This window comes from Escherichia sp. E4742, assembly GCF_005843885.1.
GTDB lineage: Bacteria > Pseudomonadota > Gammaproteobacteria > Enterobacterales > Enterobacteriaceae > Escherichia.
Genome location: NZ_CP040443.1, coordinates 754,493 through 780,824, shown reverse-complemented (window position 1 = coordinate 780,824; position 26,332 = coordinate 754,493). Strand labels below are relative to the sequence as shown.

The 26,332-nt window shown below is 51.2% G+C and carries 22 protein-coding genes, 1 pseudogene and 2 CRISPR repeat arrays (2 of these 25 cut by a window edge); of the genes and pseudogenes, 17 read left to right on the top strand and 6 right to left on the bottom strand.

Annotated features, from left to right (window positions below):
• Positions 1-427: direct repeats of the CRISPR family, unit length 29 nt; unit sequence GAGTTCCCCGCGCGAGCGGGGATAAACCG; it reaches 151 nt to the left of the window's first position.
• A 45-nt stretch (positions 428-472) separates the two neighbouring features.
• Positions 473-1,951, bottom strand: a complete 1,479-nt coding sequence (locus FEM44_RS03775) for an FGGY-family carbohydrate kinase (RefSeq protein WP_135521246.1) — start codon at positions 1,949-1,951, stop codon at positions 473-475.
• A gap of 26 nt (positions 1,952-1,977) precedes the next feature.
• Positions 1,978-3,255 (bottom strand): MFS transporter, encoded by a 1,278-nt coding sequence (locus FEM44_RS03770; RefSeq protein ID WP_135521248.1) that lies wholly within the window; start codon positions 3,253-3,255, stop codon positions 1,978-1,980.
• 318 nt (positions 3,256-3,573) lie between these two features.
• Here FEM44_RS03770 and FEM44_RS03765 point away from each other — a divergent pair, with 318 nt between their 5' ends.
• The 5 genes from FEM44_RS03765 (at position 3,574) to FEM44_RS03745 (ending at position 8,928) form a co-directional block, all read left to right on the top strand.
• Entirely contained in the window at positions 3,574-4,359 is a 786-nt protein-coding gene (locus FEM44_RS03765) for an SDR family oxidoreductase (RefSeq protein ID WP_135521250.1), read from the top strand.
• A 69-nt stretch (positions 4,360-4,428) separates the two neighbouring features.
• Positions 4,429-5,883 (top strand): FAD-binding oxidoreductase, encoded by a 1,455-nt coding sequence (locus FEM44_RS03760; RefSeq protein ID WP_135521252.1) that lies wholly within the window; start codon positions 4,429-4,431, stop codon positions 5,881-5,883.
• A gap of 21 nt (positions 5,884-5,904) precedes the next feature.
• The gene (locus FEM44_RS03755; protein ID WP_167850644.1) at positions 5,905-7,314 is read left to right on the top strand and encodes an MFS transporter; all 1,410 of its coding nucleotides are present in this window, start codon (positions 5,905-5,907) and stop codon (positions 7,312-7,314) included.
• Positions 7,292-8,071, top strand: a complete 780-nt coding sequence (locus FEM44_RS03750) for an electron transfer flavoprotein subunit beta/FixA family protein (protein WP_135521256.1) — start codon at positions 7,292-7,294, stop codon at positions 8,069-8,071. Before FEM44_RS03755 ends, FEM44_RS03750 begins: the two co-directional genes overlap by 23 nt.
• The gene (locus FEM44_RS03745; protein ID WP_135521258.1) at positions 8,068-8,928 is read left to right on the top strand and encodes an electron transfer flavoprotein subunit alpha/FixB family protein; all 861 of its coding nucleotides are present in this window, start codon (positions 8,068-8,070) and stop codon (positions 8,926-8,928) included. The genes FEM44_RS03750 and FEM44_RS03745 overlap by 4 nt, the downstream gene beginning before the upstream one ends.
• A gap of 146 nt (positions 8,929-9,074) precedes the next feature.
• On the opposite strand, the gene FEM44_RS03740 is transcribed toward FEM44_RS03745, so the two are convergent.
• The 4 genes from FEM44_RS03740 to queD form a co-directional block, all read right to left on the bottom strand.
• Positions 9,075-9,650 (bottom strand): glycerol-3-phosphate responsive antiterminator, encoded by a 576-nt coding sequence (locus tag FEM44_RS03740; protein WP_096987239.1) that lies wholly within the window; start codon positions 9,648-9,650, stop codon positions 9,075-9,077.
• A 16-nt stretch (positions 9,651-9,666) separates the two neighbouring features.
• Positions 9,667-9,927, bottom strand: a complete 261-nt coding sequence (locus FEM44_RS03735; protein ID WP_130258105.1) for a ferredoxin family protein — start codon at positions 9,925-9,927, stop codon at positions 9,667-9,669.
• Positions 9,918-11,189: an FAD-dependent oxidoreductase gene (locus FEM44_RS03730; protein ID WP_135521259.1), complete on the bottom strand. Its 1,272-nt coding sequence runs from the start codon at positions 11,187-11,189 to the stop codon at positions 9,918-9,920. Before FEM44_RS03730 ends, FEM44_RS03735 begins: the two co-directional genes overlap by 10 nt.
• Before the next feature lie 77 nt (positions 11,190-11,266).
• Positions 11,267-11,632, bottom strand: a complete 366-nt coding sequence (gene queD / locus FEM44_RS03725) for a 6-carboxytetrahydropterin synthase QueD (RefSeq protein WP_016159619.1) — start codon at positions 11,630-11,632, stop codon at positions 11,267-11,269.
• Positions 11,633-11,947: 315 nt separating this feature from the next.
• Between queD and cysJ the strand changes: the two genes are divergently transcribed.
• The 12 genes and pseudogenes from cysJ (at position 11,948) to cas2e (ending at position 25,816) form a co-directional block, all read left to right on the top strand.
• On the top strand, positions 11,948-13,747 hold the full coding sequence (gene cysJ, locus FEM44_RS03720) for an NADPH-dependent assimilatory sulfite reductase flavoprotein subunit (RefSeq protein ID WP_135521261.1): 1,800 nt from the start codon (positions 11,948-11,950) through the stop codon (positions 13,745-13,747).
• Positions 13,747-15,459: an assimilatory sulfite reductase (NADPH) hemoprotein subunit gene (gene cysI, locus FEM44_RS03715; protein WP_135521263.1), complete on the top strand. Its 1,713-nt coding sequence runs from the start codon at positions 13,747-13,749 to the stop codon at positions 15,457-15,459. The genes cysJ and cysI overlap by 1 nt, the downstream gene beginning before the upstream one ends.
• Before the next feature lie 84 nt (positions 15,460-15,543).
• On the top strand, positions 15,544-16,278 hold the full coding sequence (gene cysH / locus FEM44_RS03710) for a phosphoadenosine phosphosulfate reductase (protein WP_135521265.1): 735 nt from the start codon (positions 15,544-15,546) through the stop codon (positions 16,276-16,278).
• Between the two features lie 263 nt (positions 16,279-16,541).
• Positions 16,542-16,694, top strand: coding sequence for a Hok/Gef family protein (locus FEM44_RS03700; protein WP_000956458.1), 153 nt, complete (start codon positions 16,542-16,544; stop codon positions 16,692-16,694).
• Between the two features lie 194 nt (positions 16,695-16,888).
• Positions 16,889-19,590, top strand: a pseudogene (gene cas3, locus FEM44_RS03695) (CRISPR-associated helicase Cas3').
• Between the two features lie 464 nt (positions 19,591-20,054).
• On the top strand, positions 20,055-21,614 hold the full coding sequence (gene casA, locus FEM44_RS03690; protein WP_135521268.1) for a type I-E CRISPR-associated protein Cse1/CasA: 1,560 nt from the start codon (positions 20,055-20,057) through the stop codon (positions 21,612-21,614).
• Positions 21,611-22,150: a type I-E CRISPR-associated protein Cse2/CasB gene (casB, locus tag FEM44_RS03685; RefSeq protein WP_000029321.1), complete on the top strand. Its 540-nt coding sequence runs from the start codon at positions 21,611-21,613 to the stop codon at positions 22,148-22,150. The genes casA and casB overlap by 4 nt, the downstream gene beginning before the upstream one ends.
• An 11-nt stretch (positions 22,151-22,161) precedes the next feature.
• Positions 22,162-23,217, top strand: a complete 1,056-nt coding sequence (gene cas7e, locus FEM44_RS03680; RefSeq protein WP_135521270.1) for a type I-E CRISPR-associated protein Cas7/Cse4/CasC — start codon at positions 22,162-22,164, stop codon at positions 23,215-23,217.
• A 10-nt stretch (positions 23,218-23,227) separates the two neighbouring features.
• Entirely contained in the window at positions 23,228-23,974 is a 747-nt protein-coding gene (gene cas5e / locus FEM44_RS03675) for a type I-E CRISPR-associated protein Cas5/CasD (RefSeq protein ID WP_135521272.1), read from the top strand.
• Positions 23,956-24,606 carry a type I-E CRISPR-associated protein Cas6/Cse3/CasE gene (gene cas6e / locus FEM44_RS03670; protein WP_135521274.1) on the top strand — a complete coding sequence of 217 codons (651 nt, stop codon included), beginning with the start codon at positions 23,956-23,958 and terminating at the stop codon, positions 24,604-24,606. The genes cas5e and cas6e overlap by 19 nt, the downstream gene beginning before the upstream one ends.
• Positions 24,603-25,526, top strand: coding sequence for a type I-E CRISPR-associated endonuclease Cas1e (cas1e, locus tag FEM44_RS03665; RefSeq protein WP_135521276.1), 924 nt, complete (start codon positions 24,603-24,605; stop codon positions 25,524-25,526). Before cas6e ends, cas1e begins: the two co-directional genes overlap by 4 nt.
• On the top strand, positions 25,523-25,816 hold the full coding sequence (gene cas2e, locus FEM44_RS03660) for a type I-E CRISPR-associated endoribonuclease Cas2e (protein WP_000063170.1): 294 nt from the start codon (positions 25,523-25,525) through the stop codon (positions 25,814-25,816). The genes cas1e and cas2e overlap by 4 nt, the downstream gene beginning before the upstream one ends.
• A gap of 96 nt (positions 25,817-25,912) precedes the next feature.
• Positions 25,913-26,332: direct repeats of the CRISPR family, unit length 29 nt; unit sequence GTGTTCCCCGCGCCAGCGGGGATAAACCG; it runs 1,498 nt beyond the window's last position.

The following is a 26,332-nucleotide window of genomic DNA, read 5'->3' as shown; positions in this document are numbered from 1 at the left end:
ATGCGGACGTGCTGTTAATCTTACAATGAATAGAGTTCCCCGCGCGAGCGGGGATAAACCGGTTTGTTTTCGGGATGATAATATGAATATGTGGAGTTCCCCGCGCGAGCGGGGATAAACCGGGCGATTGACGCCATTTCTGACGCGTTATCAGGAGTTCCCCGCGCGAGCGGGGATAAACCGACCGGGAATACTCCGGTCTTTTCTTCAAAATTGAGTTCCCCGCGCGAGCGGGGATAAACCGCTCCCGCCACGATTGTTATTCGTGTTACCAGAGAGTTCCCCGCGCCAGCGGGGATAAACCGGTACGTGAAGGACTGGTATTTACGCAGGAAATGAGTTCCCCGCGTCAGCGGGGATAAACCGGATTTAGAGAGCCAGACGTTGGTCAGTTATTCGAGTTCCCCGCGTCAGCGGGGATAATCATTCAGGTACGTTCAGGCCGGGCAGTTTTCCGCCCGGCCTACCTCATTCACGCATTCGACCAGCTCTGGATCGAATCCGCATTCCCCAATTCCCCATGCATCACTTCATACGATTTTTTCAGAATCACATCAGTGTGTTTGGTTAAATCTTTGAAAATGCCTTTATTCATCGCGTCGTAGCGTTTGGCATTGCTCTCAACAGGCATAAAGATATCTTTCACGCGAACCATTTTATCGACAGCCGTTGCGTAATCCGGGTATAGCCCCAGACCTACCGCTGTATTAATCGCTGCCCCTAGGCTTGCACAACCGTTAATGGCGTTACGTCGTGCCGGAAGGTTGAACACGTCGGCAAAAATCTGCATAAACAGATCGCTGTTCGAACCGCCGCCAGTAATGATCACATGCTTCGCAAAGTGATTCATTTCATTACACATATTGTCGTAATTGTTCTTCAGCGTCAGCGCCACGCTTTCCAGTATTGAACGATATATCCATGCGTAATCCATGCTGGAATCAAAGCCGATCATAATCCCACGTTTGTAGGGTTCCCACGGGTTGGTCAGCCAGTCCAGCACCGTCATCAGACCATTACAGCCAGGCGGCACACAAGAAGCTTTTTTATTGAGCAAATCTTCCGGTGAAAGATCCTGTGCTTTGGCATCCTGAATTAACGACTCGCCTAACATGTCGCGCAGCCAGCTCACCGTCCACATGCCTTTGCGGATACCGTAACCTTCATACAGCAATGTTTGCGGAATAGAAGACATAATCGGCCAGTACGCCAGCGGATCTTTCGGCAGTGCTTTGCCGTTCATCATCAGCGCGATATAAGTACCGAGTGAAATCACCGCCGTTTCATCATCCAGTAACCCGGCTCCGAGTGCTTCTACCGGTTTATCACTGGTGGTACAAACTACCGGCAGTCCTGTCGGGAAATGTGTCGCCAGTGCAGCTTGCGGTGTGATATGCCCAAGAACAGTGCCCGGCATTTGCACATCAAACAGCATATGGCGGGGGATATTAAACTTCTCCATTACCGTGGCATCTTCGCTCCATGCCCAGGTCTTATAATCCACCGGCCACTGACCAAAGTAGTTGGCGATATTATCTTTAAACTCGCCCGTTAAACGGTGCGTCAGGTAGCCCGAAAAAGAGGTGACATACGCCACGTCAGGATTAGCGTGTTCGTAAGGTCGCGTAACGCGTGCATCCTGCCAGCTAATCAATGGCGCAGCTGGCGTGCCATCGGCTTTCAACAACGCACGACAGCAACGGATTGATCCCAGGCCGATGCCAACAATATCTTCTTTATTCCCGGCAAACTGGCTCATTAAATCGTGACCTGCAAAGCATAATGATGCCCATAAATCGTCGTCAGGATGTTCTGCGGTATCGGCATCCGGCGTGTGCATCGGCTGCAATAAGCCTTTGCCTTCGCAAACCACGTTACCTTCCAGATCGTACATCACCACTTTTGTACTCTGACTTCCGCCATCAATCCCTATGATGTATTTTTTCGACATGATTTTTCTCCTGTAATTTTCCTGGCTTACTTGCTGTTAGCCATTGCGGGGGCGCTATCAGCAGTACGAATTTTTTGGAACAGTAAAAAGGTAAAGACGATCACCATGCCGAGCGCCACCATGCCCATCAGCCACATATTGCGGTAGGCTTCTGCTGCGGGCAGGGTGTCTTGCCAGTAGCCGATAATTGGGTAAACGAAGACATCCGGCAGGAATCCAATCACTGAACAAATACCCACCGTGGTGCCCATAATGTAAGACGGTGTTCTCGCTTCACCGGGGCAGGCCCAGTACAACCCGCGTGAGGCGTAGCAGGTGAATCCCAGTAGTAAAATCAGGCCAATCCCCATCGCGACCGATTGCGGGTTAGAGTTCGTGACGAGCAGGGCAGTCAACGCCAGTAAACCGATCACGGAAAGGATTTGGATCACGCGGGTAGGAGATTTCACTTTGCTGTAGGTGGTGATAATGCCGCCAAGCGGGCCGCACAGTGCGCGGAAGATTTTGTTGATCACAATCCCCATGTAGCTCGCCGCCACCAGCGACATGCCGTACATTTCGGTCAGATAGTTGGTGGAGTAACTCAGAATGGCGTAGATGGTGAAGACGCCAAAAATCACCATGCTGCAATACCAGGTGGTGCTGATGCGCAAAACGGCCAGGATGTCGCTAAGCTGGAATGACTGTTTTTCTTCGTTATTGGCACTGCGCAGGCTATTGTTATCACTAACAAAAAACCAGCACAGAATTCCCAACAAGATGTAAACCACGCTGTAGATGATAATGACCGTTTTCAGGCTGGCGCTGTCATCAGGTGCAAAGCGAGAAAAGACCCACATGGTAAACACCGCCAGCGACATTACACCGACGCCGCGCAGCCCTTCCATCCAGCCCATAATTTTCCCTTGCTCGCTATGATCGCCCAGCAATGAAGCGGCTTTAATCGACACCGACCACAGCATTAAAATCGTCGTTATCGCAAACGCGACCTGGATACAAAGCATTACCCATAATGGTGGATATGTTGCCATTATCAGGCCTAATAATCCGGTAATGACCATCGCGGAAGTAATCATTTTGCGATGTGAAAATTTATCGGCAATAACGCCGCTGGGCGCATAAAGAATAATGGCCGCAATACCAAAGGTGCTCATTATTAAACCTATTTCGGTATTGCTGAATCCCATAAATTTCGCCATGGGAATTTGATAAATATAACGTAAATAAGCCAGGTCAAAACTAACTCCGCCGCTAAAACTGATTATCGCGAGGGTTATCCAACGGCGATATGAGTTGTGTTGCATATCGTATTCCCATTTGTAATAGACAAAAAAAAGAGAAAAGTAAGCCGCCCTTTCGGGAGGATTACTTTTCTCAGGTCTCTAGTAATTGCGATAAGAAATAACATGGAACTCAGAGTTGTTGTGTGAGAGTAATCACGATTCTACTTTTTAAAAATATTTGATAATACAAATATCACACTGTGATTATGATCACATAAGCGATTTTGCCCTTATGCTAAAAATTATCACCAGTTACCAGAGATAATGAGAAAGGTAACTTCCCTCTCGCGGGGGAAGTTACCTTTCTTTTTTTTTGCCTTACGGAAATTGGAGCTAACTATGTCAATCGAATCTCTCAATGCGTTCTCAATGGATTTTTTCTCCCTGAAAGGTAAAACGGCAATTGTTACCGGCGGGAATAGCGGGTTGGGCCAGGCATTTGCGATGGCACTGGCAAAAGCAGGTGCAAATATCTTTATTCCAAGCTTCGTCAAAGATAATGGTGAAACGAAGGAAATTATTGAAAAACAGGGTGTTGAAGTTGATTTTATGCAGGTGGATATCACCGCAGAAGGCGCGCCACAGAAGATCATCGCCGCCTGTTGTGAGCGTTTTGGCACCGTCGATATTCTGGTCAATAACGCAGGTATTTGTAAGCTGAATAAGGTGCTGGACTTCGGTCGTGCTGACTGGGACCCGATGATTGATGTGAACCTGACCGCCGCATTCGAGTTAAGCTATGAAGCTGCAAAAATTATGATCCCGCAAAAAAGCGGTAAAATTATTAATATCTGTTCATTGTTCTCTTACTTAGGTGGACAATGGTCACCTGCTTATTCTGCCACTAAACATGCTCTTGCCGGATTCACCAAAGCCTATTGCGATGAATTAGGTCAATATAATATTCAAGTGAATGGTATTGCCCCGGGATATTACGCTACCGATATCACTCTGGCGACCCGTAGTAATCCAGAAACTAACCAGCGCGTTCTTGATCATATTCCTGCAAACCGTTGGGGCGATACTCAGGATTTAATGGGCGCAGCCGTATTCCTCGCAAGTCCGGCTTCAAACTATGTTAATGGTCATTTGCTGGTAGTTGATGGCGGTTATTTAGTGCGCTAATTCATTAGGGTGGTTTCTGTTTTCTTTTATTAATGACTATTCCATTTTTATTATCAGGAAGGAATTACTATGTCTTTATCTCGCGCAGCGATTGTCGACCAGCTAAAGGAAATTGTTGGTGCAGATCGCGTAATTACCGATGAAACAGTATTAAAGAAGAACAGTATTGACCGTTTTCGTAAATTTCCGGATATTCATGGCATTTATACTTTGCCGATTCCGGCAGCGGTCGTAAAACTCGGTTCCACAGAACAAGTCTCCCGTGTGCTGAATTTTATGAATGCGCACAAAATTAACGGTGTGCCGCGTACCGGCGCTTCCGCCACTGAAGGCGGGCTGGAAACCGTTGTGGAAAACTCGGTGGTGCTCGACGGCTCCGCCATGAATCAAATCATTAATATTGATATTGAGAATATGCAGGCGACGGCGCAATGTGGCGTTCCGCTGGAGGTGCTGGAAAACGCGTTGCGTGAAAAAGGTTACACCACGGGGCATTCTCCGCAGTCAAAGCCGCTGGCGCAGATGGGCGGCCTGGTAGCAACCCGCAGTATCGGGCAGTTCTCCACACTCTACGGCGCAATCGAAGATATGGTCGTTGGTCTGGAAGCAGTATTGGCTGATGGCACCGTAACACGCATTAAAAACGTGCCACGTCGCGCGGCAGGCCCGGACATTCGTCACATCATCATCGGCAACGAAGGTGCACTGTGCTATATCACTGAAGTTACGGTAAAAATCTTTAAATTCACGCCAGAAAACAACCTTTTCTATGGCTATGTACTGGAAGACATGAAAACCGGCTTCAACATCCTGCGTGAAATCATGGTGGAAGGGTATCGTCCGTCGATCGCTCGCCTGTATGACGCTGAAGATAGTACGCAGCACTTCACCCATTTTGCCGACGGAAAATGTGTGCTGATCTTTATGGCTGAAGGCAATCCGCGCATTGCGAAGGCTACGGGCGAAGGGATTGCGGAAATCGTTGCCCGCTACCCGCAATGCCAGCGCGTGGACAGCAAGCTGATCGAAACCTGGTTTAATCATCTGAACTGGGGACCAGATAAAGTGGCTGCCGAACGCGTGCAGATCCTCAAAACCGGAAATATGGGCTTTACCACTGAAGTGTCCGGCTGCTGGAGCTGCATCCACGAAATCTACGAAAGCGTTATTAACCGTATTCGTACCGAGTTTCCACACGCCGACGACATCACCATGCTGGGTGGCCACTCTTCTCACAGCTACCAGAACGGCACCAACATGTACTTCGTCTACGACTACAACGTTGTTGACTGTAAGCCGGAAGAGGAAATCGACAAGTACCACAATCCGCTCAACAAAATCATCTGCGAAGAAACCATTCGCCTCGGCGGTTCGATGGTGCACCACCACGGTATTGGTAAACATCGCGTCCACTGGAGCAAGCTGGAACACGGCAGCGCGTGGGCGTTACTGGAAGGGCTGAAAAAGCAGTTCGATCCTAACGGCATTATGAATACGGGTACTATCTATCCGATTGAAAAATAATGTGTCAGGCAGCGTTCCGCGATGACGGGGCGTTGCCTTTTCGGCTTCTCAACCGGGAAGCCGTTCTTATTACCGGACAATGAAGGGGTAAAGATGAACACTTCACCGGTGCGAATGGATGATTTACCGCTTAACCGTTTTCACTGTCGAATTGCCGCGCTCACTTTCGGCGCGCACCTGACCGACGGTTATGTTCTTGGCGTCATTGGTTACGCCATTATTCAGCTTACACCTGCTATGCAACTAACGCCTTTTATGGCGGGAATGATCGGCAGCTCGGCGCTGCTTGGCCTGTTTATCGGCAGCCTGGTTCTGGGCTGGATCTCCGACCATATTGGCCGGCAAAAAATCTTCACCTTCAGCTTCTTGCTGATCACACTCGCCTCTTTTTTACAATTTTTTGCCACCACGCCAGAGCATCTTATTGGACTGCGCATTTTGATTGGCATTGGTCTGGGAGGCGACTACTCAGTCGGTCACACCTTGCTGGCTGAATTTTCCCCGCGCCGCCACCGCGGTATTTTGCTGGGCGCGTTCAGCGTGGTGTGGACCGTAGGCTATGTGTTGGCAAGTATTGCCGGACATCACTTTATTTCCGAAAACCCGGAAGCCTGGCGCTGGCTGCTGGCATCGGCGGCGTTGCCAGCTTTGCTGATTACGCTTTTACGCTGGGGAACGCCAGAATCGCCACGCTGGCTGCTGCGCCAGGGGCGTTTTGCAGAAGCTCACGCTATCGTGCATCGCTATTTTGGTCCCCATGTTTTACTGGGCGATGAAGTGGCAACGGCGACCCATAAACACATCAAAACCTTGTTCTCTTCGCGCTACTGGCGGCGCACGGCGTTTAACAGCGTCTTCTTTGTCTGCCTCGTGATCCCGTGGTTTGTGATTTACACCTGGCTGCCGACTATCGCCCAGACTATCGGTCTGGAAGATGCGCTGACTGCCAGTCTGATGCTTAACGCGTTGTTAATTGTTGGCGCGATATTAGGTTTATTCCTGACCCACCTGCTGGCGCATCGCAAATTTTTACTTGGCAGTTTTTTGCTGCTGGCAGTTACGTTAATAGTGATGGCCTGCCTGCCTTCCGGCAGTTCGCTAACGTTACTGCTTTTTGTCGTCTTCAGTACCACCATTTCGGCGGTCAGTAATCTGGTGGGCATTTTGCCTGCAGAAAGTTTTCCTACTGACATTCGCTCGTTGGGCGTCGGTTTTGCCACCGCCATGAGTCGACTCGGCGCGGCGGTAAGTACTGGTCTGCTGCCGTGGATTCTGGCGCAGTGGGGAATGCAAGTTACTTTATTGCTACTGGCGGCAGTGTTGTTAGTTGGTTTTGTCGTGACCTGGCTATGGGCGCCAGAAACCAAAGCTCTGCCGCTGGTGGCGGCGGGAAATGCAGGAGGTGCTAATGAACATTCTGTTAGCGTTTAAAGCCGAACCGGATGCCGGAATGCTGGCGGAAAAAGAGTGGTTAGCGGCAGCTCAGGGTAATAGTGGGCCGGATGTTTCGTTGCTGCGAAGTTTACTCGGCGCTGATGAACAGGCCGCTGCCGCGCTGCTATTGGCGCAGAGAAAAAATGGCACGCCGATGACTTTAACCGCGTTGAGCATGGGGGATGAACGGGCGTTGCACTGGCTGCGCTATCTCATGGCTCTTGGGTTTGAGGAAGCTGTATTGCTGGAGACGGCGGCAGATCTGCGCTTTGCGCCAGAATTTGTCGCCCGGCATATTGCCGAATGGCAGCGCCTGAATACGATGGACTTGATCATTACCGGCTGCCAAAGCAGCGAGGGGCAGAATGGGCAAACGCCGTTTTTGTTGGCGGAAATACTGGCCTGGCCCTGTTTCACCCAGGTGGAGCGTTTTACTCTCGACGCGCCGTTTATTACCCTCGAACAGCGTACTGAAAATGGGTTGCGCTGTTGTCGTGTCCGCTTGCCCGCGGTGATTGCTGTGCGTCAGTGTGGTGAAGTCGCCTTGCCTGTACCGGGAATGCGTCAGCGTATGGCGGCGGGGAAATCGGAGATTACCCGCGAAACACTTGTCGCAGAAGCGCCAGTGATACAGTGCCTGCAACTGGCAAGGCCAGAGCAACGACGCAGAGCGACGCTGATTGATGGGCAAACGGTAGCAGAAAAAGCGCAAAAGCTATGGCAGGACTATTTACGCCAAAGGATGCAGCCATGAATATCGCAATTGTGACAATAAATCAGGAACATGCCGCAATAGCAGGCTGGCTGGCTGAGCAGGATTTCAGCGGCAGCACACTAACGCACTGGCAAATCGAGCCGCAGCCGATGGTCGCGGAACAGGTGCTGGATACGCTGGTAGAACAGTGGCAGCGAACGCCTGTGGACGTTGTTCTCTTTCCGCCGGGAACGTTTGGTGATGAACTGTCGACCCGGCTGGCCTGGCGTTTACATGGAGCCTGTGTCTGCCAGGTGATTTCATTAGATATACCGACCGCAAGCGTGCGCAAATCCCACTGGGGAAATGCGCTAACGGCGACGCTGCAAACAGAAAAACGCCCGCTATGTCTTTCCCTGGCGCGCCAGGTTGGAGCGGCGAAAAACGTCACGTTGCCCTCTGGTATGCAACAACTGAATATTGTTCCCGGAGCGCTTCCCGAGTGGCTGGTTAACATAGAAAACCTGAAAAATGTTACCCGTGACCCATTAGCTGAGGCCAGACGGGTGCTGGTGGTGGGGCAGGGCGGAGAGGCAGATAACCAGGAAATCGCTACGCTGGCTGAAAAGCTGGGGGCAGAAGTGGGCTACAGTCGGGCGCGAGTGATGAACGGTGGCTTTGAAGCCGAAAAGGTCATTGGTATTTCCGGGCATTTGTTGGCGCCAGATGTTTGCATTGTGGCGGGCGCATCCGGTGCGGCAGCGTTAATGGCAGGCGTACGTAATAGTAAGTTTGTGGTGGCGATTAATCATGACGCCTGCGCGGCGGTATTTTCGCAGGCAGATGTTGGCGTGGTGGATGACTGGAAAGCCGTGCTGGAGGCACTGGCGACAAACATTCACGCAGATTGCCAATAACGTACAGCCGGATGCGGCGTGGGCGGGTTCCGGGCTCGGGACTTGTAGGCCTGATAAGACGCGTCAAGCGTCGCATCAGGCGCTGAATGCCGGATTTGGCGTGCAGCTTACAAATCACACAAATTCAATTCGTTACGATTATCCCGTCAAAGCAATTTTTTCGCTAACGTCCAGACCCCGGTATTCGTGGTGGAAAGCGCCACGACACCCGCGTTAATCGCATTACGCGCATCTTCTTCATCGCACACCAGCCCGCCAGCAATCAGCGGCTGGCGGATTTTCTCCGTCACCCAGCCCAGCACTTTGGGCATACAGCCTGGCAGGATCTCAATACAATCTGGGTTCGATTGCGCAACCTGCTTATCAATGTTGTGAAACGAAATCGAATCGACAATAAACAGGCGATGAATACAGAAAAAACCTTCCGCCCTTGCCGCTTTCAGCATTGAGGCTTTGGTGCTGATAATGCCGTCCGCCTCGGTCACCAGTTTCAGAAACTGAATCACCACTTCTTTGTTCGATGCGCCTTCCAGCAAATCGACATGAATAAAGGCATATTTCCCGGCGTTTTTAATCTTTTTGACGATTTGACTGATGGTGCAGATATTGCCGTATAGCACGGAAATAAACTGGCATTCAGAATCGATTGCCAGTTGCAGGCTGGCATTATCTTTAACGGCAGCAATCACCGGATTCTGGCGGAGCAGGTGTAAGAGGGACATAAATTATCCTTGTTATTTATCCAAAGCGGTAGGTGATGCCGAATCCGGAAGGTGGATAGCGCCACTGTTGTAATGTTTTTTCGTCACACAGCAAACGGCAGGTTCCGCACTCAAGGCAACTGCGATAATCAATACATAAGTCACCTTCTGGTGTGAGCGAAAAAAGACCAGCCGGACAGGCGTTAATTAACCGTTCTGCCGTCTGACGCTCAACGGAGTCAGCCGGAACAATGTGCGGCGCATCAGCAACGCGCCAGAGATTACGGGCTACAGACATCGCAGACTCCTGATAACATCGCCCGCCAGATGCCACAAGCCGTGACGACGTAAATGACGCCAGAGTAACTGGCGCAGCGGCGGAACAGGTTTATCACCCTGATCCCATAAATCACGGGAAATATCCTGCATTAACGCAGGCCACGCACGGTACCATCCCGGGCGTTGCAAAAGCGCCGGAACATGCTGATAACGTTGTAGAACATTCCACAGCAGGCTGCGTTCTACGTTGTGATGATAAAGCGGAAACAGATTTTGCGGCTCGCGGTGCTGGCAGGCGCTTATCAGCGTTTGTGCCGCCGCCTGTGCGCCAGTCAGCGCCATATCCATGCCGCGTACGGAAATTCCGGTATTGACGCAACTGCGTAACGCATCGCCCACCAGTAGCCAGCCGTTACCGGCGTATTGCACCGGCATACTGTGCAGGCCACCTTCTGGCACCAGATGCGCGCCATACTCCAGCGATTCCGTGTTTTTGATAAGCGGGCGCACTGCTGGATGCGTTTTAAAGCGAGCCAGCAGCTCGCTTGCCGGAACACGACTTTGCGTAAGGGAAGAGAGCGGGCAAACAATCCCTAACGAGAGCGTTTGTTGATTAGTATAAAGAAATGCTCCGCCGGGCAAGTCATCACAGATTTCGCCGCTGAACAGCAACGCTGCGCCTTCGTTATTCTCCAGATGAAAACGTTCTTCAATAGCGAATGTTTCCAGCGCCAGCACTTCTTTGATTCCTAACGCCATTGATTCGCCAGCAGGGCGGTTAACTAATCCATGGCGTTCTGCCAGGAGGCTATTGGCACCTTCTGCCAGGACGACATAACGGGCGCGGAGAATATCGTCACCACAGATAACGCCACACACTCTGCCGTTTTCTTCATACAGCGCATCTACCGTCGCACCAGGGATACACTCGACACCTTCTTTTTCGGCTTCGGCAACCAGCCACGGATCGAATCGCGGGCGTAACACGCTCCAGGATTCACCGCCAGGCTGTAAGCTGGAAAATGCTGTTGCGCCATCCGGCGTTAACAGAGAAAGGCTTTCGTGGGTGATGCGACGCTCAAGGGGCGCGGTCAGATGAAATTGCGGGAGGAGTTCAGCGAGCGCATGGGTATATAAACGCCCGCCGGAAAGGTTTTTACTGCCGGGAGTTTCAGCGCGTTCCAGTAACAGAACGGACAAACCAGCCCGCGCGCAGCGTAAAGCACAAGCGGTGCCTGCTATACCCGCACCGATAATAATAATGTCGCAGTCATCTTCCATGGTGTGCTCCAGATATCCTGAGCGCAACACCCTAACATAGCGTTACTTAAGGGAAATTGACCGCCGACACACTCTTATCATTCGCCGCGATAGATGCAACCTGCGGTGCAAGTTTCTTTCACCATCACCGCACTTAACAGCGGAACAACCGGTTTAACCTGATCCCAAATCCATTTTGCTAATACTTCGCTGGTTGGGTTTTCCAGACCGGGTATATCATTGAGGTAATAGTGGTCGAGGCGATCGTAGGTCGGTTTAAACGCCGCTTTCAGTTCAGCGAAATCGATAATCCAGCCCGTATGCGGATCGACTTCCCCTGTGATTTCCAGGCGCACCATAAAAGAATGCCCGTGTAAGCGCCCGCACTTATGTCCCTGTGGGACGTGCGGCAGACGGTGAGCGGCTTCGAAGGTGAAATCTTTAAATAACGTGGTGGACATCATAATTTCTCTACAGGACGATAAAACCGCCGTAGAGTACCGGAAAGCCTGTTTTTTCGCATTACTAAAAACGGGTTTGTTGCGCAAAATGACCGATTTAACTTAATTGCGGTCGATATTTATTTATTTTTCATTGAGTTAACAAATCTATTTTGTTGTTAAAGACTATTGCTAAAACAGGTTAGTCGATTTGGTTATTAGTTATCGCTATCCCGTCTTTAATCCACCCCCTTCGCGCCGTTAACCTTACCTTCTCTTCTGTTTTATGGGCGCTGACAGGGCCGATAAACAGCTTTGCTTACTGGAACATAACGACGCATGACGACACAGGTCCCACCTTCCGCGTTGCTTCCGTTGAACCCGGAGCAACTGGCACGCCTTCAGGCGGCCACTACCGATTTAACACCCGCCCAGCTTGCCTGGGTTTCTGGCTATTTCTGGGGCGTGCTCAATCAGCAGCCTGCTACGCTTACAGCGACGCCAGCGCCCGCCGCAGAAATGCCGGGTATTACTATTATCTCCGCTTCGCAAACCGGCAATGCGCGTCGGGTTGCCGAAGCGTTACGGGATGACTTATTAGCGATAAAACTGAACGTTAAGCTGGTGAACGCGGGCGACTATAAATTCAAACAAATCGCCAGTGAAAAACTGCTTATCGTGGTGACGTCAACACAAGGGGAAGGGGAACCGCCGGAAGAAGCCGTCGCGCTGCATAAGTTTCTGTTCTCCAAAAAAGCGCCGAAGCTGGAAAACACCGCGTTTGCCGTGTTTAGCCTTGGCGATAGCTCTTATGAATTTTTCTGCCAGTCCGGGAAAGATTTCGACAGCAAGCTGGCGGAACTGGGCGGTGAACGCCTGCTCGACCGCGTTGATGCGGATGTGGAATACCAGGCCGCTGCCAGCGAGTGGCGCGCCCGCGTGGTTGATGCTCTTAAATTGCGCGCGCCTGTCGCAGCACCTTCACAATCCGTCGCTACTGGCGCGGTAAATGAAATCCACACCAGCCCGTACAGCAAAGACGCGCCGCTGGTGGCAAGCCTCTCTGTTAACCAGAAAATTACCGGGCGTAACTCTGAAAAAGACGTTCGCCATATCGAAATTGATTTAGGCGACTCTGGCCTGCGTTATCAGCCGGGCGATGCGCTGGGTGTGTGGTATCAAAACGATCCGGCACTAGTGAAAGAACTTGTCGAACTGCTGTGGCTGAAAGGCTATGAACCTGTCACCGTTGAGGGCAAAACCCTGCCGTTGAACGAGGCGCTACAGTGGCACTTCGAACTGACCGTCAACACCGCCAATATCGTTGAGAACTACGCTACCTTAACGCGCAGCGAAACACTGCTGCCGCTGGTGGGCGATAAAGCGAAGTTACAGCATTACGCCGCGACCACACCGATTGTCGACATGGTGCGTTTCTCTCCGGCACAGCTGGATGCCGAAGCGCTGATTAACCTGCTGCGCCCGCTGACCCCGCGCCTCTATTCCATCGCCTCCTCGCAGGCGGAAGTCGAGAACGAAGTACACGTCACCGTTGGCGTGGTGCGTTACGACGTGGAAGGCCGCGCCCGTGCCGGTGGTGCCTCCAGTTTCCTCGCGGACCGTGTGGAAGAAGAGGGCGAAGTTCGCGTCTTTATCGAACATAACGACAACTTCCGCCTGCCCGCTAACCCGGAAACCCCGGTGATTATGATTGGCCCAGGTACTGGTATTGCGCCGTTCCGCGCCTTTATGCAGCAACGTGCCGCCGACGAAGCGCCGGGCAAAAACTGGCTGTTCTTTGGCAATCCGCACTTTACGGAAGATTTCCTCTACCAGGTGGAATGGCAGCGTTACGTGAAAGAAGGCGTGCTGACGCGCATCGATCTCGCCTGGTCGCGCGATCAAAAAGAAAAAATTTACGTACAAGACAAACTTCGCGAACAGGGCGCGGAGCTGTGGCGCTGGATCAATGACGGTGCCCACATTTATGTCTGTGGCGACGCTAATCGCATGGCGAAAGACGTTGAACAGGCACTTCTGGAAGTGATTGCCGAATTTGGTGGCATGGACACCGAAGCGGCGGATGAATTTTTAAGTGAGCTGCGCGTAGAGCGCCGTTATCAGCGAGATGTCTACTAATGAGCGAAAAACATCCAGGGCCTTTAGTGGTCGAAGGTAAACTGGCAGACGCCGAGCGCATGAAGCTTGAAAGCAACTATCTGCGCGGCACGATTGCTGAAGATTTAAACGACGGCCTGACCGGTGGGTTTAAGGGCGATAACTTCCTGCTGATCCGTTTCCACGGTATGTATCAGCAGGATGACCGTGACATCCGCGCCGAACGTGCTGAACAGAAGCTGGAACCGCGTCACGCGATGATGCTCCGCTGTCGCTTGCCGGGCGGTGTTATCACCACCAAACAGTGGCAGGCGATCGATAAATTTTCGGTGGAAAACACCATTTACGGTAGCATCCGTCTGACCAACCGTCAGACGTTCCAGTTCCACGGTATTCTGAAAAAGAACGTCAAACCTGCGCACCAGATGCTGCACTCGGTCGGTCTGGATGCGTTAGCCACCGCCAACGACATGAACCGTAACGTGCTGTGCACCTCGAACCCGTTCGAGTCGCAGCTGCATGCGGAAGCGTATGAATGGGCGAAGAAAATTTCTGAACATCTGCTGCCGCGTACTCGCGCTTACGCGGAGATCTGGCTCGATCAGGAAAAAGTCGCCACCACCGATGAAGAACCGATCCTCGGTCAGACCTACCTGCCACGTAAGTTCAAAACCACGGTAGTTATCCCGCCGCAGAACGATATCGATCTGCACGCTAACGACATGAACTTCGTGGCAATCGCAGAAAACGGCAAGCTGGTAGGCTTCAACCTGCTGGTGGGCGGTGGGCTTTCCATCGAACACGGTAACAAGAAAACCTACGCCCGCACCGCGAGCGAGTTTGGCTATCTGCCGCTGGAGCATACGCTGGCAGTGGCGGAAGCAGTAGTGACGACTCAGCGTGACTGGGGTAACCGAACCGATCGTAAAAATGCCAAAACCAAATACACGCTGGAGCGCGTGGGGGTCGAGACGTTTAAAGCGGAAGTGGAACGTCGTGCGGGGATCAAGTTCGAACCGATCCGTCCGTATGAGTTCACCGGACGCGGCGATCGCATTGGCTGGATTAAAGGTATTGACGACAAATGGCATCTGACGCTGTTTATCGAAAATGGCCGAATTCTTGATTATCCGGGGCGTCCGCTGAAAACCGGCCTGCTGGAGATCGCGAAGATCCACAAAGGCGATTTCCGCATTACGGCGAACCAGAATCTGATCATCGCCGGTGTGCCGGAAAGCGAGAAAGCGAAGATCGAGAAGATCGCCAAAGAGAGCGGGTTGATGAATGCCGTCACGCCGCAGCGTGAAAACTCAATGGCTTGCGTGTCATTCCCGACTTGCCCGCTGGCGATGGCGGAAGCGGAGCGTTTCCTGCCGTCGTTTATCGATAACATCGATAATTTAATGGCGAAACATGGTGTCAGCGATGAGCATATCGTGATGCGTGTAACAGGCTGCCCGAACGGTTGTGGTCGCGCGATGCTGGCGGAAGTGGGTCTGGTGGGTAAAGCGCCAGGTCGCTACAACCTGCATCTTGGCGGCAACCGCATGGGGACACGTATCCCACGGATGTATAAAGAAAACATCACCGAGCCGGAAATCCTGGCGTCGCTTGATGAACTGATAGGGCGCTGGGCGAAAGAGCGTGAAGCGGGTGAAGGCTTCGGCGACTTTACGGTGCGTGCGGGCATCATTCGCCCGGTGCTCGACCCGGCGCGGGATTTATGGGATTAACATGAATTGCCGCTTCTGCTCGGTCTTGTAGGCCTGATAAGACGCGACAGCGTCGCATCAGGCAAGGCAAACAGTGAGGAACTTATGTCCAAACTCGATCTAAACACCCTGAACGAACTGCCAAAGGTAGACCGGATTCTGGCGCTGGCGGAAACTAACGCCGAACTGGAAAAACTGGACGCTGAAGGCCGCGTTGCCTGGGCGCTGGATAATCTGCCCGGTGAATATGTGCTTTCTTCCAGCTTCGGCATTCAGGCGGCGGTGAGCCTGCATCTGGTGAATCAGATTCGCCCGGATATTCCGGTGATCCTCACTGATACGGGTTACTTGTTCCCGGAAACCTACCGCTTTATTGACGAGTTAACGGACAAACTCAAGCTCAACCTGAAAGTGTACCGTGCTACCGAAAGCGCCGCCTGGCAGGAAGCACGCTACGGCAAACTGTGGGAGCAGGGCGTTGAAGGCATTGAAAAGTACAATGACATCAACAAAGTCGAACCGATGAACCGGGCGCTGAAAGAACTGAATGCGCAAACATGGTTTGCTGGCCTGCGCCGTGAACAATCCGGCAGCCGCGCCAATTTACCGGTGCTGGCAATTCAGCGTGGCGTATTTAAAGTGCTGCCGATTATCGACTGGAATAACCGAACTATTTATCAGTACCTGCAAAAACATGGTCTGAAATATCACCCGTTATGGGACGAAGGATATTTATCGGTCGGTGATACCCATACAACCCGTAAATGGGAACCCGGCATGGCGGAAGAAGAAACGCGTTTCTTTGGCTTAAAAAGGGAATGTGGATTACACGAAGGGTAAATATTGCCGGATAAATTAAACGCCTCTGTCAGAAATGATGGGGGCGTTTTTATTTTGCGAGCAGCATTCCTGATTTTAAACGTGAACGCAGCTGGAAGAATTAACAGGTATAGAATGGCGTTGGGTGCTTGAGGCTGTCTGGCGTTAAGCATTCGCGAGGTTCCAGATGGACAAAAGCCCCAGGCGATATTTCTATCAACCTGAGGCTTGCGTTCGAACGTAGCAATTCGAATGTTAGTCTCTTCTTTGCAGGGAGGCAAGACATGCTGACAAAATATGCCCTTGTGGCAATCATCGTACTGTGTTGTACAGTACTGGGATTCACGCTGATGGTAGGCGACTCGTTGTGTGAGTTGAGTATCAGAGAACGTGGTATGGAGTTTAAGGCAGTTCTCGCTTACGAATCGAAGAAGTAGCCACCACGCGGGGGTAAAACCCCGCGTACTGAATTGTGATGGTTTGGTCTCCTGCACCCTTTTTTAATTTATATTGTTTATGTGAATATTATGCCTATGTTTATTATTCATATATATTACGGATGAAAATCATTTGATTATTCATAATGTAAATATTTTATTGAACGATATATATCACAGATAATTTTTAATATATGCGTAAATATCCTTTAAGTTTTACTGAAGGATAAAAAACATTGTGACTTTCTTTGATTTCTGGGGAAAAACCCGACGTGGCGAGAAAGAGGGTGGTGGCGACTATCACCTTCTTTGCTGGCATTCGCTGGATGTAGCCGCGATGGGCTATTTAATGGTTAAAAGCAATTGCTTCGGGCTGGCTGACTATTTTAGTCAACTAGGTTTCGCTGATACGGAGCAGGCAGCACAATTTTTCGCCTGGCTATTGTGCTGGCACGATACTGGAAAATTTGCCCGCTCTTTTCAGCAACTTTACCTGCACCCGAAACTCAAGGTTCCGGAAGGCGCCAGAAAGAATTACGAAAAGATCTCTCATTCAACGCTGGGCTACTGGTTGTGGAATCATTATTTAAGTGAATGCCAGGAGTTGCTTCCTTCATCTTCACTCTCTTCACGCAAACTTACACATGTAATAGCGATGTGGATGCCCATGACTACGGGGCATCATGGTCGCCCGCCTGACCGTATTGATGAACTGGATAATTTTCTTCCTGAAGATAAAGCTGCCGCGCGAGATTTTCTCCTTGCAATCAAGCCACTGTTTCCCCACATAGAGATCCCTGCATTCTGGGATGATGATGAGGGCGTTGAACTTATAAAACAACTTTCCTGGTATATCTCTGCAACCGTTGTACTCGCAGACTGGGTGGGATCGTCAACGCGATTCTTTCCCCGCGTCGCACAGACAATGGATATTGAAGATTACTGGCAGAAGGCTTTAGTTCAGGCTCAAAACGCATTAACCGTCTTTCCTCTAAAAGCAGAAACCGCACCTTTCACCGGGATTAATACGCTGTTTCCTTTTATTGAGCACCCGACACCGTTACAGCAAAAGGTGCTGGATCTGGATATCAGCCAGCCAGGGCCACAGTTATTTATTCTGGAAGATGTGACTGGCGCAGGTAAAACAGAAGCGGCGCTTATCCTGGCGCACAGGTTGATGGCCGCGGGGAAAGCACAGGGTTTGTTTTTTGGCCTGCCAACAATGGCAACGGCCAATGCCATGTATGATCGGCTGGTCAAAACCTGGCTTGCTTTCTATTCGCCAGAATCCCGCCCCAGCCTGGTGCTGGCACACAGTGCCCGCGCATTTTTGGACCGCTTTAATGAATCACTCTGGTCCGGTGATTTAGTCGGGTCAGAAGAACCGGATGAACAAACGTTCAGTCAGGGATGTGCGGCCTGGTTTGCCGACAGTAACAAGAAGGCGTTGCTGGCTGAAATTGGCGTCGGCACGCTGGATCAGGCGATGATGGCGGTGATGCCGTTCAAACATAATAATCTGCGGCTTCTGGGGCTAAGTAACAAAATCCTGCTGGCTGATGAGATCCACGCCTGTGATGCTTACATGTCATGCATTCTTGAAGGGCTGATTGAGCGGCAGGTGTGTGGCGGAAACAGTGTTATTTTGCTTTCTGCTACGTTATCTCAACAGCAGCGCGACAAACTCGTCGCTGCCTTTGCGCGTGGCGCAGAGGGTCAGCAAGAAGCTCCGTTCCTGGAAAAGGATGATTACCCCTGGCTGACGCATGTCACGAAATCGGATGTGCATTCACACCGGGTGGCTACGCGCAAAGAAGTTGAGCGTAGCGTGAGCGTGGGTTGGCTCCATAGTGAACAAGAGTGTATTGCGCGTATTGAATTGGCGGTAGGTCAGGGGAAATGCATCGCCTGGATCCGGAATTCTGTCGATGACGCTATTAAGGTTTATCGCCAGTTACTTGCCCGCGGCGTCATTCCTGCTTCCAGCCTTTCTCTGTTTCATAGCCGCTTTGCTTTTAGCGATCGCCAGCGAATTGAAACGGAGACACTGGCACGCTTTGGTAAAGAAGATAGCTCACAGCGTGCCGGAAAAGTCCTTATTTGTACTCAGGTATTAGAGCAGAGTGTCGATTGCGACCTGGACGAAATGATTTCCGACCTTGCCCCTGTTGATTTGCTGATTCAGCGAGCGGGGCGATTACAGCGGCATATCCGCGATATTAATGGTCAGTTAAAGCGTGACGGAAAAGACGAGCGTTCCCCTCCTGAATTACTGATTCTGGCTCCCGTCTGGGATGACTCTCCGGGTGAGGAATGGTTTGGTAGTGCGATGCGTAACAGTGCATATGTCTATCCCGATCATGGTCGAATCTGGCTGACGCAGTGCGTATTAAGAGAGCAGGGCGCTATTCAGATGCCACAGTCTGCCCGGTTATTAATTGAATCAGTTTATGGCGAGGACGTAGTAATGCCTGAAGGATTTGCCCGCCGCGAGCAGGAGCAAGTAGGCAAATATTACTGTGATCGTGCAATAGCTAAAAATGTAGTGCTGAATTTCAAACCTGGTTACGCCGCCAATATTAATAATTATCTCCAGGACAAAGTGTCTACCCGTCTGGCGGAGGAATCCGTTTCACTATGGCTGGCAAAACGTATCGACGGTGCGGTGATGCCTTATGCGACGGGTGCACACGCATGGGAAATGAGCGTTGTCAGAGTGCGCCAAAGCTGGTGGGAAAAGCATCGGGATGAATTTTCCTTACTGGAAGGTGAGGCATTTAAGCAATGGTGTGTTGAACAGCGGCAAAACCCGGAGATGGCAACTGTGATTTTTATCAACGATGACGAAAGTTGCGGGTATTCGGCTTCGGAGGGATTGATTGGCAAGGTTGATTGAGATGCCCTGGCGTCGGATGACGCCAGGGCTTATCCCCGCTGGTGCGGGGAACGGAATAACAGTGTAACAAGAGTTACCTCTAACCACTGGTTCATCCCTACGTTAATAGGGAAGAAGGGAGTATAGCATTCACTGAGATAGAACTGCTTTTGATTTAAAATGAATTCCCTCTTACCACCTTTACAGCTTTGGATGCGAGGAGTAACCTTTGCTCAGTTTGGGAGAGTTGAGTTTTTTTTACCCAAATATAGGCTCTGGATGCAGGACTGATTGGCTATTTCAGAGTATGAGAATTATGTAAAAGGGTTGTACCATGGAAGAAAAGGCCTCCCGCTGTAAACGACTGTTTTGTCGACTAATGGTCCGTTTTGGTAAAAGGTTGTCAGTTAGTTTTCAGTTATCGGTTAACTAAAAGTTTAAGGGATGATAAATGCCATGGATGGTGATTTTAATAAGGAATAGTTATGTACCCTACTAGTTTAATTACTTCCCCGTGGTTGCCTGTTCGTTTTAAAGACGGAACGACAGGCAAACTGGCGCCAGTCGATCTGGCGGATGAAAATGTTGTCGATATCGCTGCGCCACGGGCAGATCTCCAGGGGGCGGCATGGCAGTTTTTGTTGGGACTATTACAAACCAGCTTCGCGCCAAAAGATCAACGTCGTTGGGATGATATCTGGGAAGACGGACTGGAAGCTGAAAAGCTACGGGAAGCATTGATGTCGTTAGAACACGCTTTCCAGTTTGGGCCAGATTCCCCTTCATTTATGCAGGATTTTGAAGCGCTCACCGGAGATAAAGTTCAGGTCGCTTCGCTACTGCCTGAGATTCCCGGCGCTCAAACAACGAAGTTTAATAAAGACCACTTTATTAAGCGTGGCGTGACTGAACACGTATGCCCTCATTGTTCTGCGTTAGCTCTGTTCTCCCTACAGTTAAATGCGCCATCAGGTGGCAAAGGCTATCGCACCGGTTTACGCGGTGGTGGGCCGATGACGACTCTGATTGAATTACAGGAATATCAGGGTAATCAACAAACGCCCTTGTGGCGCAAACTGTGGCTCAATGTGATGCCGCAGGATGAAGCCGACTTACCGCTACCCAAAAAATTTGACGATCTGATTTTCCCCTGGCTTGGCCCGACGCGTACCAGCGAACTGGCCGGTGCGGTGGTAACCCATGATCAGGTTAATAAACTCCAGGCGTACTGGGGAATGCCGCGGCGTATTCGTATTGATTTTAAGACAACCTCAATTGGCAACTGCGATATTTGCGGTGAGCACAGCGATGCGCTCCTGAGCCTGATGACGACCAAAAATTACGGTGCGAATTATGCCATGTGGCAGCATCCCTTAACGCCTTACCGTGTACCACTTAAAGAGGGCGAGTTTTACTCGGTCAAACCACAACCGGGCGGTTTAATCTGGCGCGACTGGTTAGGCCTTATCGCAATGGGTAAATCAGAAAACAATACGGAACTGCCCGCGCTGGTGGTGAAACTCTTTAATGCCAGCAGTCTGAAACAGGCAAAAGTGGGCCTGTGGGGATTTGGCTATGATTTCGACAACATGAAAGCGCGCTGTTGGTACGAACACCATTTCCCTCTGTTACTCAATAAAAAAGAAGGCCAGATACCGAAACTGCGGCTGGCTGCGCAAACGGCTTCACGAATTCTAAGTCTGTTACGGAGTGCATTGAAAGAAGCATGGTTCTCCGATCCAAAAGGTGCACGGGGTGATTTCAGTTTTGTGGATATCGACTTCTGGAACAAAACTCAGCATCGCTTCCTGAGGTTAGTGCGCCAAATTGAAGAAGGTCAGGATGCGGATGAATTACTCAGCAAATGGAATAAGGAGATTTGGTTATTCGCGCGTCAGGATTTTGACGAGCGTGTATTCACCAATCCTTATGAGCCCGTTGATTTAAAACGCGTCATGACCGCGCGCAAGAAATATTTTACAACATCGGCGGAGAAGCAAAGTGCTAAAGCCGCCAGGGAGAAAAAGCAGGAGGCTGCTGAATGAGTATTGTAAAAGAGGAGCACAAAGCCACGCTGCGTAAATGGCACGAAGAGTTGCAGGCTAAACGCGGCAATCGTGCCAGTCTGCGGCGTAGCACAACGGTTAATGATGTTTGCTTGTCAGAAGGGTTTCGTTCTCTGCTGATGCAGACCCACACTTTGTGGAAAATTGAAGCACAAGAGTGGCGTTTTACCGCACTGGCGCTGGTCGCCGCAGTTAGCGCCAATGTAAAAGTTATTGATGAACGGCAGCCTTTTGCCGCGCAGCTGGCGGCGGTAATGTCTGAGGGGCGTTTTACTCGCCTGTCGGCAGTAAAAACCCCGGATGATTTACTGCGTCAGTTACGTCGCGCGGTCAAATTATTAAATGGTTCCGTCAATCTTATCTCTTTAGCAGACGATATTTTCCGCTGGTGCCAGGAGAGCGACGACCTGCTCAATCATCACCGCCGCCAGCAGCGGCCAACCGAATTTATCCGTATTCGCTGGGCACTGGAATATTACCAGGCTGGCGACGCCGATAACGAACAAAATCAATAAAGGACTATCTCATGACAACATTTATTCAGCTTCATTTGTTAACCGCTTACCCTGCTGCCAACCTTAACCGTGATGACACCGGTGCGCCGAAAACTGTGGTGCTGGGTGGCGCAACGCGTCTGCGCGTTTCTTCGCAAAGTCTTAAACGTGCATGGCGCACTTCTGCACTTTTTGAACAGGCGCTGGCGGGCCATATTGGTATTCGCAGTGGGCGTATCGCGCGTGAGGCGGCAACTATCCTGATTGAGAAAGGAATCGAAGATAAAAAAGCCATCGAATGGGCGGCAAAAATTGCGGATTATCTTGGAAAAGCTAAAAATGACAAAAAACCAAAAGATCCGCTCAGTAACGCCGAAACTGAACAGTTAGTCCATATCAGCCCGGCAGAATTTGACGCCGTAAAAGCGCTGGCCCATCAACTGGCAGAAGAAAAGCGCGCGCCAAAAGAGGAAGATCTCGCTTTGTTACGTAAAGACCGTATGGCGGTAGATATCGCTATGTTTGGTCGTATGCTGGCGAATAAACCCGAATTTAATGTTGAAGCTGCCTGCCAGGTAGCGCATGCATTTGGTGTCAGTGAAACGATTGTCGAAGATGATTTTTTTACCGCCGTTGATGATTTGCGCCAGGCCTCTGAAGATGCCGGTGCCGGGCATCTAGGAGAAACCGGGTTCGGCTCAGCACTTTTCTACACCTATATCTGTATCGATAAAGATCGGCTGGTAGAAAACCTTGGCGGTGACGAAGCATTGGCTAATCAGACCATACACGCCTTTACGGAAGCCGCGCTTAAAGTCTCCCCCACCGGTAAACAAAACAGCTTTGCCAGCCGTGCCTACGCCTCCTGGGCGCTGGCAGAAAAAGGTACCGAACAACCGCGCTCTCTGGCGGCGGCTTTTTATGAACCGATCAATGGTACCCGTCAGTTAGATGTGGCGGTGCAGCGTATTACAACGCTTCGTGAAAACATGAATACAGTCTACGAACAGAAGACTGAATGCGTAAGTTTTGACGTGATGAACAAACAGGGAAGCATGAAGGACGTACTGGACTTTATCTGCGCGTAAGGGGCGGCTTATGAGCCAATATCTGATTTTTCAGCTTCATGGGCCGATGGCATCCTGGGGCGTCGATGCCCCCGGTGAAGTGCGTCATACCCATGAACTGCCTTCGCGCTCAGCATTGCTGGGGCTGCTGGCTGCTGGCGTAGGGATCCGACGTGATGACACTGAACGCTTAAACGCGTTTAATCGCCACTATTCACTGGTGGTTTGCGCCAGCCATAACCCGCGCTGGGCACGAGATTATCACACGATCCAGATGCCAAAAGAGGTGCGTAAAGCGCGTTATTTCAGCCGTCGCGAAGAGTTGAGCGATCCTGCTCTTCTGAGCGCGATTATCTCCCGGCGCGACTACTACACCGATGCCTGGTGGATGGTGGCTGTGGCAAAAACTACCGATGCGCCATACAGTCTCAAGCAATTACAGGATGGTTTACGTCATCCGGTTTTTCCGCTTTATCTGGGGCGAAAAAGTCATCCGCTGGCATTACCACTTGCGCCGTTACTGCTCGAAGGCAGCGCGTCTGATGTCTTACGTAACGCATACCTCCAGTATCAGGATCGTTTCCACGACCTGAAAGTATCACTCCCGAAACTTCAGGATGAATGCTGGTGGGAAGGGGAGCACGAGGGGCTGGTTGCGAGCAAAAGATTACGCCGCCGGGATGTTCCTTTAAATCGTCAGCAGTGGCTGTTTGGGGAACGCACCGTCAATCAGGGGCCGTGGCTCAGCAAGGAGGAACCATGTACCTCTCAAGAATAACCTTAAATACCGGCCAGCTTTCGCCTGCGCAGTTGTTGCATCTGGTGGATCGCGGGGAATATGTGATGCATCAGTGGCTATGGGATCTCTTCCCTGGCGGCAAAGAAAGGCCATTTCTTTATCGTCGGGAAGAACTCCAGGGGGCGTTTCGCTTTTTTGTCCTCTCGCAGGAACGCCCGGCGGAAAGTGAAACGTTCACCATCGAATGCCGGTCATTTGTGCCCGAGTTGCGTACCGGACAACAACTTTGTTTCAACCTGCGGGCGAATCCAACAATCTGTAAAGCGGGTAAGCGCCACGATCTGCTGATGGAGGCGAAACGGCAGGTGAGGGGACAGGCGGAAGGAAGTGATGTCTGGTTGCATCAACAACAGGCGGCGCTGGACTGGCTGGCAGCGCAGGGGGAAAGAAGTGGTTTTACACTACTGGATACCTCGGTTGATGCCTACCGACAACAACAACTGCGGCGGGAAAACGCCCGGCAACTGATCCAGTTCAGTAGTGTGGATTATACGGGGATGCTTACGGTCACCGATCCCGGGTTATTTCTGCAACGTCTGAGCCAGGGGTATGGCAAAAGCCGCGCGTTCGGCTGTGGTCTGATGCTGATCAAACCCGGAGCAGAGGCGTGACGTTTGTACCACTGAGTCCGATCCCGTTAAAAGATCGCACCTCTATGATCTTCCTCCAGTACGGTCAAATCGACGTACTGGACGGCGCTTTCGTGCTGATCGACAAAACCGGGATCCGCACGCATATTCCGGTGGGATCGGTCGCGTGCATTATGCTCGAACCAGGAACGAGAGTTTCCCACGCGGCGGTGCATCTGGCCGCCACGGTGGGAACACTGCTGGTCTGGGTCGGTGAAGCGGGCGTTCGCGTTTACTCTTCCGGACAACCCGGTGGGGCGCGGGCAGATAAATTACTCTACCAGGAAAAGCTTGCTTTAACGGAAGATTTACGGCTGAAGGTGGTGCGCAAAATGTATGAATTACGTTTTCGTGAGCCACCACCAGCTCGCCGTTCAGTGGAGCAGCTACGGGGAATTGAGGGATCCCGCGTTCGCCAGACGTATGCATTACTGGCGAAACAATATGGTGTGAAATGGAATGGTCGCAAATACGATCCTAAAGACTGGGAAAAAGGCGATGTTGTCAATCGCTGCATCAGTGCTGCCACATCATGCCTGTACGGTATATCTGAAGCGGCAGTATTAGCTGCGGGATATGCGCCCGCTATTGGTTTTATCCATAGTGGCAAACCGCTTTCATTTGTTTATGACATAGCCGATATCATTAAATTTGATTCGGTTGTGCCAAAGGCATTTGAAATAGCAGCGAGGCAACCCGCAGAACCAGATAAAGAAGTCAGGTTGGCCTGTCGTGATATTTTCCGTAGCAGTAAGTTAACGGGCAAATTAATTCCGTTAATCGAGGAAGTGCTTGCCGCAGGTGAAATTGAACCACCACAACCCGCGCCGGATATGTTGCCGCCTGCCATCCCTGAACCTGAAACGCTGGGCGATAGCGGTCACCGGGGACGCGGCGGATGAGTATGGTCGTCGTTGTTACAGAAAATGTCCCGCCGCGCTTACGTGGACGGCTCGCGATCTGGCTCCTGGAAGTGCGTGCCGGTGTTTATGTCGGAGATACGTCCAAACGTATTCGGGAGATGATCTGGCAGCAAATCTCTCAACTGGCAGGTTGCGGAAATGTGGTAATGGCCTGGGCGACCAATACCGAGTCGGGTTTTGAATTTCAGACCTGGGGTGAAAACAGACGTATTCCGGTGGATTTGGATGGGTTACGGTTGGTTTCGTTTCTTCCTGTTGATAATCAATAAGTTATCCGTTCTTTAAAATTAAGGAAATGTTTTAATTTGGTTGGTAGATTGTTGATGTGAAATAAAGTTGTTTAAAAACAGTTATGTATGCTTAGTGTGTTCCCCGCGCCAGCGGGGATAAACCTGCGGCAGGGATCAGAATTTCGTGGTTTAGCAAGTGTTCCCCGCGCCAGCGGGGATAAACCACCTTTGAAATTCGCTTTGTATGGCTTTCTGGCGTGTTCCCCGCGCCAGCGGGGATAAACCGCCGATAAAAATATCTGTGTGTCGCCGGTTAATGTGTTCCCCGCGCCAGCGGGGATAAACCGACGGCCCGGTGATCGCGCTGATATGCCGTCAGGTGTTCCCCGCGCCAGCGGGGATAAACCGTCAGGCAGATGGAAAGCTGGATGATCACCACCGTGTTCCCCGCGCCAGCGGGGATAAACCTTGCTTCCAGGCTCTTTGAGCGTCCTGCTGCTGTGTTCCCCGCGCCAGCGGGGATAAACCGCCACGCTCTGCCAGCATGTTGAGTGC

Excerpts from the sequence above, each read along its gene's own strand:
- FEM44_RS03775 (WP_135521246.1), bottom strand. The coding sequence starts at position 1,951 with ATGTCGAAAAAATACATCATAGGGATTGATGGCGGAAGTCAGAGTACA.
- FEM44_RS03770 (WP_135521248.1), bottom strand. The coding sequence starts at position 3,255 with ATGCAACACAACTCATATCGCCGTTGGATAACCCTCGCGATAATCAGT.
- FEM44_RS03765 (WP_135521250.1), top strand. The coding sequence starts at position 3,574 with ATGTCAATCGAATCTCTCAATGCGTTCTCAATGGATTTTTTCTCCCTG.
- FEM44_RS03760 (WP_135521252.1), top strand. The coding sequence starts at position 4,429 with ATGTCTTTATCTCGCGCAGCGATTGTCGACCAGCTAAAGGAAATTGTT.
- FEM44_RS03755 (WP_167850644.1), top strand. The coding sequence starts at position 5,905 with ATGACGGGGCGTTGCCTTTTCGGCTTCTCAACCGGGAAGCCGTTCTTA.
- FEM44_RS03750 (WP_135521256.1), top strand. The coding sequence starts at position 7,292 with ATGAACATTCTGTTAGCGTTTAAAGCCGAACCGGATGCCGGAATGCTG.
- FEM44_RS03745 (WP_135521258.1), top strand. The coding sequence starts at position 8,068 with ATGAATATCGCAATTGTGACAATAAATCAGGAACATGCCGCAATAGCA.
- FEM44_RS03740 (WP_096987239.1), bottom strand. The coding sequence starts at position 9,650 with ATGTCCCTCTTACACCTGCTCCGCCAGAATCCGGTGATTGCTGCCGTT.
- FEM44_RS03735 (WP_130258105.1), bottom strand. The coding sequence starts at position 9,927 with ATGTCTGTAGCCCGTAATCTCTGGCGCGTTGCTGATGCGCCGCACATT.
- FEM44_RS03730 (WP_135521259.1), bottom strand. The coding sequence starts at position 11,189 with ATGGAAGATGACTGCGACATTATTATTATCGGTGCGGGTATAGCAGGC.
- queD (WP_016159619.1), bottom strand. The coding sequence starts at position 11,632 with ATGATGTCCACCACGTTATTTAAAGATTTCACCTTCGAAGCCGCTCAC.
- cysJ (WP_135521261.1), top strand. The coding sequence starts at position 11,948 with ATGACGACACAGGTCCCACCTTCCGCGTTGCTTCCGTTGAACCCGGAG.
- cysI (WP_135521263.1), top strand. The coding sequence starts at position 13,747 with ATGAGCGAAAAACATCCAGGGCCTTTAGTGGTCGAAGGTAAACTGGCA.
- cysH (WP_135521265.1), top strand. The coding sequence starts at position 15,544 with ATGTCCAAACTCGATCTAAACACCCTGAACGAACTGCCAAAGGTAGAC.
- FEM44_RS03700 (WP_000956458.1), top strand. The coding sequence starts at position 16,542 with ATGCTGACAAAATATGCCCTTGTGGCAATCATCGTACTGTGTTGTACA.
- casA (WP_135521268.1), top strand. The coding sequence starts at position 20,055 with ATGTACCCTACTAGTTTAATTACTTCCCCGTGGTTGCCTGTTCGTTTT.
- casB (WP_000029321.1), top strand. The coding sequence starts at position 21,611 with ATGAGTATTGTAAAAGAGGAGCACAAAGCCACGCTGCGTAAATGGCAC.
- cas7e (WP_135521270.1), top strand. The coding sequence starts at position 22,162 with ATGACAACATTTATTCAGCTTCATTTGTTAACCGCTTACCCTGCTGCC.
- cas5e (WP_135521272.1), top strand. The coding sequence starts at position 23,228 with ATGAGCCAATATCTGATTTTTCAGCTTCATGGGCCGATGGCATCCTGG.
- cas6e (WP_135521274.1), top strand. The coding sequence starts at position 23,956 with ATGTACCTCTCAAGAATAACCTTAAATACCGGCCAGCTTTCGCCTGCG.
- cas2e (WP_000063170.1), top strand. The coding sequence starts at position 25,523 with ATGAGTATGGTCGTCGTTGTTACAGAAAATGTCCCGCCGCGCTTACGT.